Source organism: Streptomyces aureus, assembly GCF_001418135.1.
Taxonomy (GTDB): domain Bacteria; phylum Actinomycetota; class Actinomycetes; order Streptomycetales; family Streptomycetaceae; genus Streptomyces; species Streptomyces aureus_A.
This window is the reverse complement of sequence record NZ_LIPQ01000013.1, coordinates 1-10121: the sequence shown is the minus strand read 5'-3', so window position 1 is coordinate 10121 and position 10121 is coordinate 1. Positions and strand designations below refer to the sequence as shown.

The window sequence follows — 10121 nt, the reverse complement described above, 5'->3', positions numbered from 1 at the left end:
CGCGAGCAGCCCGGGGTCGTAGGGGTGCGCGCCGGGCACCACGCACTCGGGGTCGGGGCAGGAGCAGGCGGCTCCCGCGGACGTGCGGGTCGTCGCTCTCAGGCCCGCTCCCGGCAGGACGGGCCAGTCCCATTCGACGGCGAAGGTGACCGCCGCGTCGAGCCGGGCGGTCCTCGCCTTGCGCCGGAACCGGAGCCTGCGTCGCCTTCCGAGGATCTCGCGCATGAGCGCTCGTTCCTTTCCGTTGAACGCCGAATCCACATCACACCATGTGCAGGACACTTCACCGTGCGTATCAGCGCGTACCGGGTCGGCGGGACGGTGGCCCCTGTCGGAGCGGGGCCGCCCGGGCCGGAACCAGGTGGAACCACGTGGAAACCGGATGGAGCGGGTCAGTACCAGGTGGAGCCAGGTCAGAACGAGGTGGAGCCGGGTCAGCACCAGGGGCGGGTCAGAACACGTTCCCCGCCACTCGGTGACGGGCTGCGGCCTGCGGCATGTAGGACGCCGGGGTCCCGCGTGGCGTTCCGGGGCAGCTTCAACTGCCCCTGCCTGTCATCGATTACGTACCCAGCACGCTCGGAATGACGCGCCTTCAAACGACGCCAGTCGACCGCAAAAGGTGCACACCGAGGACAATTTTCGGCCAACTTCGCCGGTACTTCAACCCTCTCGCACGACCTCACGGACACCACAAGTCCCGTGGGGACAATGCTGGACATCGTTCCTCTTGTGCGTGTACATGTGGATGCATCGAGCGGCTCAGAATGACATGGGGGTTTGCGATGCTATGGCGTCAAACGCACCGGTCGGAAAGCCGACTGACATGAGCGCCCCACAGATGCCGAAAGTGGCCGGAATCGACTCCACGGTTCCCGGGCCCCCGCACACTACGGCGCCCCTCCCCGGGGTCCCCGCGGCGGCAGCACCCTCCGAACCGGTCTCCCCACCGGGAGCGCTGATCCAGGACCGGCTGGCCGCCTGGGTCTCCGACCTCACCACCCTCCACGAACTCACCGAGCGCCTCATCAGGACCGCCTCCCTCGACGAGGCCCTCCGCGAGGTCCTCGGCGCCGGCGCCGCCCTCGTCGGGGCCCGCCGCGGAATGGCCGTCCTCGAACCGGCCGACGGGCTCGGCCCCGCCTCCACCATCGGCCTCGGCCTCGCCCACTCGGACCTCGGCACGATCGAGACCGTCCCGCGCGGCACCAGCAGCTACGGCCGCCTCCTCGACGGCCTCCCCGATCCGGTCCACCCCGAGCGGGTCCCCGATCCGATCGCCATCCGCGACGTCCGTACCGAAGAGGGTCTCGACCCGCGCCACCGCGAGGTCGCCGCCCGCCTCGGCTACGCCGCCAGCTACGCCCTCCCCCTCGCCACCGAAGAGGCCGGCCGGCTCGGTGCCGCCGTCTGGCTCTACGACGAGCCCGCCGAGCCCACCGACCGCCAGCGCCACCTCATCGGGCTCTACGGCCGCTTCGCCACCGAGCACCTCGCCCGCCTCCTCCAGGTCGAACGCGCCCGCGTGCAGGTCGCCACCATCGCCGAGGAGCTGCTCCCCAGTCGTCTCCCCCGCGTCCCCGGGGTCCAGCTGGCCGCCCGCCACCGCACCGGCTCCCGGGGCGGCGGCGACTGGTTCGACGCGCTGCCGCTGCCCGAGGGCGCCCTCGGCCTCGCCGTCGGCTCGGTCTCCGGCACCGGACCGAGCGCACTCGCCGCCATGGGGCGGCTGCGCGCCTCCCTGCGCGCGTACGCGGTGATGGAGGGCGAGGACCCCGTCGCCGTCCTCTCCGACCTGGAGCTCCTGCTCCGGCTCACCGAACCGGCCCGCTCGGCGACCGCGCTCTTCGCGTACGCCGAACCGTCGCGGCGCCGGATCGTCCTCGCCGGCGCCGGGCACGCGCCGCCGCTGGTCATCGGGGAGCGGCGCACCGAGTTCGTCGAGACCTCGCTCTCGGCCCCGCTCGGGATGCTGTCCTGCTGGGAGGCGCCGAGCGTGGAGTTGTCCACGGAGCCCGGAGAAACGGTGCTTCTCTACACCGACGGGCTGCTGCGCCGTACCGGCGACGCCATGGACCGGGCTTTCGCGCGGCTCCACGCGGCGGCGTCGAGCGTGCCGAAGGCGGACCGGGGCGACCCTGGCGCCGTCGCCGACCACGTCCTGCGGACCGTGCTGCCCGGGGGTCTCGACACCGCCGTGGACGGGGAGGACGTGGTCCTGCTCGCCGCCCGCTTCGACTGAGCGGCACGGGGCGGCCGTCCGTGTGGGGACACATAAGCGGAGCGTGACATTCCGGTAATGGGTCTTCCGGCCCTGGGCCCCCTTCCGTACGACCGTACGATGGTGGGGGTTCAGTGTCGTACCAAGAGGAGGCAGACCCGTGGCCGAGGAGCTCACGCCGGAGACCCCGGAAGAGACTGAGGAACAGGCGATCAAGCAGCGGAAGAACGGCCTGTACCCGGGCGTCTCCGACGAGCTGGCCGAGAACATGAAGTCCGGCTGGGCCGACACCGAGCTGCGCGGTCTGGAGCCGATCGCCCAGGCCGACAAGACCGCCGAGCGCCGCGCGGCGCTCTCCGCCCGCTTCCCGGGCGAGCGCCTGGTGATCCCGGCCGGCAAGCTGAAGACCCGGTCGAACGACACCGAGTACGCCTTCCGCGCCTCCACCGAGTACGCGTACCTCACCGGCGACCAGACCCAGGACGGCGTCCTCGTCCTGGAGCCGACGAAGAGCGGCCACGAGGCGACGATCTACCTGCTGCCGCGCTCCGACCGTGAGAACGGCGAGTTCTGGCTCGACGGCCAGGGCGAGCTGTGGGTCGGCCGCCGCCACTCCCTCACCGAGGCCGAGCAGCTCCTCGGCGTCCCCGCGAAGGACGTCCGCGAGCTGGCCGACGCGCTGCGCGAGGCCACCGGCCCCGTCCGCAACGTCCGCGGCCACGACGCCGGCATCGAGGCCGCGCTGACCGACAAGGTCACCGCCGAGCGCGACGAGGAACTCCGCGTCTACCTCTCCGAGGCCCGTCTCATCAAGGACTCCTTCGAGATCGCCGAGCTGGAGAAGGCCTGCGCCTCCACCGCCCGCGGCTTCGAGGACGTCGTCAAGGTCCTCGACAAGGCCGAGGCCACCAGCGAGCGCTACATCGAGGGAACCTTCTTCCTCCGCGCCCGCGTCGAGGGCAACGACATCGGCTACGGCTCCATCTGCGCCGCCGGCCCGCACGCCACCACCCTGCACTGGGTGCGCAACGACGGCGACGTCCGCTCCGGCGACCTGCTGCTGCTCGACGCCGGCGTGGAGACCACGGAGCTCTACACCGCGGACATCACCCGTACCCTGCCGATCAACGGCCGGTACACCGAGCTCCAGCGCAAGATCTACGACGCCGTGTACGAGGCGCAGGAGGCCGGCATCGCCGCGGTGAAGCCCGGGGCCGCCTACCGCGACTTCCACGACGCCGCGCAGCGCGTCCTCGCCGAGAAGCTCGTCGAGTGGGGCCTCGTCGAGGGCCCGGTCGAGCGCGTCCTGGAGCTCGGTCTCCAGCGCCGCTGGACCCTGCACGGCACCGGCCACATGCTCGGCATGGACGTCCACGACTGCGCCGCCGCGCGCACCGAGGCCTACGTCGACACGACCCTCGCGCCGGGCATGTGCCTGACCGTCGAGCCGGGTCTGTACTTCCAGGCCGACGACCTGACCGTGCCGGAGGAGTACCGCGGCATCGGCGTCCGGATCGAGGACGACATCCTCGTCACCGAGGACGGCAACCGGAACCTCTCGGACGCGCTGCCGCGCCACGCCGACGAGGTCGAGGCGTGGATGGCCGCGCTGAAGGGCTGACCTCCGCGTACGTTGGAACCGAAGGGCCCTCGTCGACCGACCGGCGGGGGCCCTTCCCCGTACCGCCGTCGTAGGGGCGCGGCCCACCCCACCGGTGGGACCCGTGTGCTCACGCCATGAGCAGGGAAGGGCTGTCCTTCCACTTCAGGATCTTGTCGAAGCTGACCACCGCACCACCCCGGCCCGACCGGTTGCCGAACTGCACATGGTCCGCGAGCTCCTCGATGAGCCGCAGCCCCCGGCCGTGCTCGGCGTCCGACGGCGCGGCGGGCAGCTCGGCGCCGGGGAAACCGGGGCCGGAGTCCGCCACCTCGATACGGCAGGTCTCGCCGTCCAGGTACGCCGTCACCCGATAGGCCCGGCCGGCCGCACCCGACTCGTCGGACCCGTCGCCACCGTGTTCGACCGCGTTCGCGCACGCCTCGGTCAGCGCGACCGACAGGTCGTACGACACGTCGGGATCGACACCCGCCGTCTCCATCGTGCCCAACAGAAGCCTTCGGGCGAGCGGCACGCTCGCGGCTTCGCGCCGCAGATGGAGTGACCACCAGATGCTCATGCTCCAGCCTCCCGGCAGCGGCTCGACATACCGATACCTATTGCCGGACAGAACCCTTCGTAAGCGCACGGACGCGTCAAGAGCGCTCGATCGGCGGATGCACCGGGTCAGTGCGCCGGTGTATGTCACCCCGAAGACCCGCAAGAGCCCCAAGAACGACCTTCTGGACCTGCCTCATACCGGTCGGGCCCGTGGTGCGATGATGGGCCCGCCATGAATGCCCCCGCGCTCGCTCCACGGCTGCTGAGGGCCGCGGTGTTCACCGCGGTCTGCGTCGTGCTGTCCGCGCTCGGGCACGCCATCGCCGCCTGTGCGGGCATCGCCCTGTGGACGCTGCTCGCCGGCTTCCTCGGCGTCTTCGGCATCACCCTCCTCTTCACCGGACGGGAACGCTCGCTCGGCTTCGTCGTCGGCGCCCTCGCCGGCGGACAGCTCGGGCTGCACGTCCTCTTCGGTCTCGGTCAGCGCCGGCTCGGCCTGAGCCCCCAGGGCGACGACGCCCTCGTACAGATGGCGGCACGGCTCGTCTGCGGCGCGGGGACCTCGTCCCTCACCTCCGCCGACGCCACCAGGATCATCCGCGACGCCGGTCTCGACCCGGCCACCGCGCACGCCGGCGCCCACCACCTCGGACACACGGCCGCCACGGCGACCGCGCCCGCCGGCGAGCTGCTGCCCGGTCTGCCCATGCTCCTCGGCCACCTGCTGGCCGCCGTGGCCACGGGCTGGCTGCTGCGCCGCGGCGACCGGGCCCTCGGCCGTCTCGTCGAACTCTCCGAGCAGGGGGCGACGGAGCTCGCCGAATGCGCCCTCGTCCGCTCGCTGCGGGCCGCGCTCCGGCTCGTACGGGCGCTGCTCAACGGCCTTGCGGCGGCACCCGGCACCGGGCCGCGGCGGACGGTCCGTACGGCCTTCGACTCCTCGCCGCCACCGGTGGCCGAGGCGCTCAAGGACACGCTGATCAGGCGGGGCCCGCCGGCCGCCGACTGCGTTCTCGCAGCCTGACGCGGACCGCTCACAGGGAGCGGGGCCGCGCTCGTCCGCACGCCGGTCCAGGGTCTGTCCCCCGGCGCACCGGACTCCCTCGCGTTCCTCCGAGCTGGAGTGTCTTCTGCCATGACCGTTTCCCGTGTCTCCTCCCGCGTCTCCGCCACCCGGGTCGCCCTCGCCGGCGGCATCGCCCTCTCCTCCGTCGTCCTGCTGTCCGGCACGGCGTTCGCGCACGTGAGCGTGCAGCCGCAGGGCGAGGCCGCCAAGGGCGGCTACGCGACCGTCAACATCAAGGTCCCGAACGAGCGCGACAACGCCTCCACCGTGAAGGTCGAGGTCAACTTCCCGCTCGACCACCCGCTCGCCTCCGTCATGCCGCAGCCCGTCCCCGGCTGGAAGGCCGAGGTGACCAAGAGCAAGCTCAGCAAGCCGCTGGAGCTGCACGGCAAGACGATCAACGAGGCCGTCTCCAAGGTGACGTGGACCGCCGACGGTTCGAAGATCGGCCCCGGCCAGTTCCAGCAGTTCCCGCTCTCCCTCGGCCGGCTGCCCGAGGACGCCGACCAGCTGGTCCTCAAGGCGATCCAGACGTACGACAACAAGGAGGTCGTGCGCTGGATCGAGGAGCAGAAGGAAGGCGCGGAGGAGCCGCAGAACCCCGCCCCCGTCCTGAAGCTCTCCGCCGCCTCCGCCGACCACCACGGTGGCGCCGCCCCGTCCGCCTCTGCCTCGACCCCGGCCGCGGACGAGAAGGCCGGGCACGACGAGAAGGCCGGCCACGACGGCGAGGCCGACGCGAAGAAGGAGACGGCCGCCGCCGACTCCTCCGACACCACGGCCCGGATCCTCGGCGTCCTCGGCATCCTCGTCGGCATCGCCGGCGTCGCGTTCGGTGTCCTCGCCGGCCGCCGCCGCTCGGCCTGACGGCCGCACTCATCCAGAGAACCCGGAAAGAAGCGGAAAGAACCAGCATGTCCGCAGAGAAGACCCCCTCCCAGAAGCCCGGGGACGGCCCCGCCCGTCCCGGGCGCCGCACCCCGCTGATCGTCGCCGCGGTCGCGATCGTCGCCGCGATCGGCATCACCGCGGCCGTCGGCCTCGGCGGCAACGACGACACGTCCTCGGCCGGCGGCTCGGGCTCGGTCGCCGTGGTCTCCGGCGGCGACGACTCCACCAAGGCCGCGACCGTCCTCGACCGGCCGTTCACCAAGCCCGGACTCGTCCTCACCGACACCAAGGGCCAGAAGTACGACCTGCGGGAGCGGACCAAGGGCAAGCCGACGCTCATCTACTTCGGCTACACGCACTGCCCCGACGTCTGCCCCATGACGATGAGCAACATCGCCATCGCCAAGAAGCAGCTCCCCAAGGCCGACCAGGACAAGCTCCAGGTCGTCTTCGTCACCACCGACCCCGAGCGGGACACACCGGCCGAGCTCGCCAAGTGGCTGCCCGCCGCGGGCGACCCCTCCTTCACCGGTCTCACCGGCTCGTTCTCCACCATCCAGGCGGGGGCGCGGCAGATCGGCATCGGCATCGACCCGCCGAAGAAGGAGAACGGCAAGGTCGTCTCCATGCACGGAGCACAGGTGATCGCCTTCTCGCCGACGACCGACCAGGGCTACGTCCTGTACGGCGAGGACACGAGCATCGACGACTACGCCAAGGATCTGCCGAAGCTCATCAAGGGGGAGAACCCGTGAACCGCCGCACCACCACCCTGTCCGCCTCCGTGGCGCTCGCCGCCGCGCTCGCACTGACCGGGTGTTCGTCCTCGACCGAAGCGTCCGAGGACGGGAAGCCCGACCTGAAGGTCAGCGGCGCGTTCATGCCGCAGCCCGTGATGGACATGGCCGGCGGCTTCCTCACCATCAAGAACGACAGCGGCACCGCGGACAAGCTCACCTCGGTCACCAGCGCCATCTCGGACGACGTCACGATCCACGAGACGAAGGACCAGAAGATGCGGGAGGTGAAGTCCTTCGACATCCCCGCGAACGGGGAGCTGAAGCTCGCCCGCGGTGGCAACCACATCATGTTCATGGAGCTGAAGAAGAAGCCCAAGCAGGGCGAGAAGGTCGGCATCGAGCTCCACTTCGAGAAGTCCGACCCGATCAAGGTCGACCTTCCCGTCGAAGCCGCCGGCCACAACCCGCAGCAGCACTGAGCGCGTTGACGGAGTTCTCACAGAACTGACGGAGTGAACCGGAAGATGACAACCACCGCCCCGCGCCTCGGTACCGCCCTGGCCCGGCTGCTGATCCTCGCGGCCGCGCTGCTCGGCACGCTGCTCGCCGGCGCCGCCCCCGCGTCCGCGCACGCGGCGCTGACCGGAAGCGATCCGAAGGACGGGGCGGTGGTCGCCACCGCTCCCAAGGAGGTCAACCTCACCTTCTCCGAACAGGTCGCCATGAGCGCCGACTCGATCCGGGTCCTCGACCCGGCGGGCCGGCGGGCCGACACCGGCGAGATACTCGACCTCTGCAGCGGCTCGATCGTCCGCTACGGGGTGGCGCTCAGGGCCGGACTGCCCGACGGCACGTACACCGTGGCCTGGCAGACGGTCTCGGCCGACAGCCACCCCATCTCCGGCGCCTTCACCTTCTCCATCGGCGCCCCCTCCACGACATCCGTCGCCCTGCCCGACCGGACGGCCGGCGGCGGCCTCGTCGGCACTCTCTACGGCATCGCGCGCTACGTCTCGTACGCCGGGTTCGCCGTCCTCGTCGGCGGAGGCGCCTTCGTCCTGGCCTGCTGGCCGCGCGGCGCGAGCGTCCGGCCCGTCCAGCAGACCGTGGTCCGGGGCTGGCTGACCCTCACCGGCGCCACCCTGGTCATGCTGCTCCTGCGCAGCCCGTACACCGGCTCCGGTGAACTCTCCGACGCCTTCGACCTGGCGGGTCTGAAGGCCGTCCTGGAGACGAAGACCGGCGCCGCGCTCACCTCCCGGCTGCTGCTGCTCGGGGCGGCCGCGCTCTTCGTGGCCGTCCTCTTCGGCGCCTACGCCCGGCGGACCGACCCGAAGGAGAAGAAGGACCTCGCGTTCGGGCTCGGCGTCGGCGGCACCGTCGTCGCCGCGGGCATCGCCGGCACCTGGGCGCTGGCCGAGCACGCCTCGACCGGTATCCAGCCCGGGATCGCCATGCCCGTCGACATCCTGCACCTGCTGGCCGTCGCCGCCTGGCTCGGCGGTCTCACGGTGCTGCTCGTCTCGCTCTACAAGGCGCCGTCCGTCGACCGCTCGGCGATCGAGCGCTTCTCCAAGGTGGCCTTCGGCTCCGTGGCCGTCCTCGCGGCCACGGGCCTCTATCAGTCCTGGCGCCAGGTGGGCTCCTGGTCCGCGCTGACCGGAACCCGCTACGGGCAGCTGCTGCTCGTCAAGATCGGCCTGATGTGCGTCCTCATCGGCATCGCCTGGATCTCGCGCCGCTGGACCCAACGCCTCGCCGACCCGAAGCCTTCGGCCGAGGAAGCCGAGCAGGCGGAGGCCAAGGCGGAGGCCGGGGCGGAGGCCGGGGCGAAGGCCGAGGCTGAGGCGGAGGCCGACGAAAGCGAAGAGGCCGACGAGGCTGAAGGCGGGGAATCGGCGGACGCGACCCACGTCACGGGGACCGCCGAGGCCGCCGAGGCCGCCGATCCCGAGCGTGCCGCTCAGCTCGCCCGGCAGCGGGCCGCCGTCGCCACCGCGCGGCGCAAGCGGGAGCGGGACGCCGACCCCGAGCGGGCCGGTCTGCGCCGCTCGGTGCTGACCGAGGCCGCCGTCGCCGTCGTGCTCCTCGCCGTCACCACCGTCCTCACCTCGACCGAGCCCGGCCGTACCGAGGAGGAGGCGGCGCGGGGCGGCACCGCCGCCTCCGGCCCGGCCGCCGTGCCCGACCGGCCCGTCGACATCCGGCTGCCCTTCGACACCGGCGGCACCGAAGGCAAGGGCGTCGTCCGGCTCAGCCTCGACCCGGGCCGCACCGGCGCCAACGCGCTCCACCTCTTCGTCGAGCGCCCCAACGGCAAGCCGCTGGACGTCCCCGAGATCAAGGTCGCCCTCACCCTGGAGGCGAAGGACGTCGGCCCGCTGCCCGTCGCCCCGGACCGGATCCAGACCGGACACTGGAGCGCGAGCGGCGTCCAGATCCCGATGCCCGGCGAGTGGCGGATCCAGGTGACCGTCCGTACCTCCGAGATCGACCAGACCACCATCGAGAAGAACGTGAAGATCGGCTGACCCGTGACCGAGAACGACAACCTTGAGATCTCCCGGCGGCGCCTGCTCGGCACCGTCGGCGCTGCGGGCGCCGCCGGACTCGTCATCGGCGCGGCCGGTGGCGTCGGGGTCACCGCGGCCGGGTCGGGCGACGACACCGCCGGGACCGGAGCCGGTGGCGCGCCGGCGCTGACGTCCGTCGGTGCGACCGAGGTGATGTTTCACGGGAAACATCAGGCCGGTATCACCACGCCCCTCCAGTCCCGCGGTCATCTGATCGCCTTCGACCTCGCCCCGGGCGCCGGTCACAAGGAGTCGATGGCCCTGCTGCGCCGCTGGTCGGTGACGGCGAAGGCGCTGATGGCGGGCAAGACGCCGGCCGGGGACACCGGAGTGGCGCTCGACGCGGGCCCCTCCTCCCTCACGGTCACCTTCGGCTTCGGCCGTACCTTCTTCGACCGGACCGGGCTCACCGCGCGCCGCCCCTCCGCGCTCGACCCGCTGCCCGCCTTCTCGGCCGACGCCCTGGACG

Annotated in this window: 9 protein-coding genes and 1 pseudogene; 8 read left to right on the top strand and 2 right to left on the bottom strand. The window is 71.9% G+C overall.

What is annotated here, in order from left to right:
* Window positions 1–225 (bottom strand): annotated as a pseudogene (locus AOK00_RS01515) (bifunctional DNA primase/polymerase); the annotation flags it as partial.
* A gap of 565 nt (window positions 226–790) precedes the next feature.
* Between AOK00_RS01515 and AOK00_RS01510 the strand changes: the two are divergent.
* Together AOK00_RS01510 and AOK00_RS01505 are read left to right on the top strand one after the other, a co-directional pair.
* Window positions 791–2242 (top strand): PP2C family protein-serine/threonine phosphatase, encoded by a 1452-nt coding sequence (locus AOK00_RS01510; protein WP_079041779.1) that lies wholly within the window; start codon window positions 791–793, stop codon window positions 2240–2242.
* Window positions 2243–2381: 139 nt separating this feature from the next.
* Window positions 2382–3842 carry an aminopeptidase P family protein gene (locus tag AOK00_RS01505; protein WP_055598500.1) on the top strand — a complete coding sequence of 487 codons (1461 nt, stop codon included), beginning with the start codon at window positions 2382–2384 and terminating at the stop codon, window positions 3840–3842.
* A 109-nt stretch (window positions 3843–3951) separates the two neighbouring features.
* Here AOK00_RS01505 and AOK00_RS01500 read toward each other — a convergent pair whose 3' ends face one another.
* The gene (locus AOK00_RS01500; RefSeq protein WP_055598499.1) at window positions 3952–4401 is read right to left on the bottom strand and encodes an ATP-binding protein; all 450 of its coding nucleotides are present in this window, start codon (window positions 4399–4401) and stop codon (window positions 3952–3954) included.
* A gap of 213 nt (window positions 4402–4614) precedes the next feature.
* Here AOK00_RS01500 and AOK00_RS01495 point away from each other — a divergent pair, with 213 nt between their 5' ends.
* The 6 genes from AOK00_RS01495 to AOK00_RS01470 form a co-directional block, all read left to right on the top strand.
* Complete coding sequence (locus AOK00_RS01495; RefSeq protein WP_055598498.1) at window positions 4615–5406, top strand: hypothetical protein; 792 nt, start codon at window positions 4615–4617, stop codon at window positions 5404–5406.
* Between the two features lie 111 nt (window positions 5407–5517).
* Window positions 5518–6315, top strand: coding sequence for a YcnI family copper-binding membrane protein (locus AOK00_RS01490; protein ID WP_055598497.1), 798 nt, complete (start codon window positions 5518–5520; stop codon window positions 6313–6315).
* A 47-nt stretch (window positions 6316–6362) separates the two neighbouring features.
* Entirely contained in the window at window positions 6363–7094 is a 732-nt protein-coding gene (locus AOK00_RS01485; protein ID WP_173861486.1) for an SCO family protein, read from the top strand.
* Window positions 7091–7558 carry a copper chaperone PCu(A)C gene (locus AOK00_RS01480; RefSeq protein ID WP_055598496.1) on the top strand — a complete coding sequence of 156 codons (468 nt, stop codon included), beginning with the start codon at window positions 7091–7093 and terminating at the stop codon, window positions 7556–7558. The genes AOK00_RS01485 and AOK00_RS01480 overlap by 4 nt, the downstream gene beginning before the upstream one ends.
* Window positions 7559–7603: 45 nt before the next feature.
* Window positions 7604–9610: a copper resistance protein CopC gene (locus AOK00_RS01475; protein ID WP_055598502.1), complete on the top strand. Its 2007-nt coding sequence runs from the start codon at window positions 7604–7606 to the stop codon at window positions 9608–9610.
* 3 nt (window positions 9611–9613) lie between these two features.
* Window positions 9614–10121 (top strand): Dyp-type peroxidase domain-containing protein (locus tag AOK00_RS01470; protein WP_173861485.1); only part of this gene is annotated, 508 nt, incomplete at its 3' end.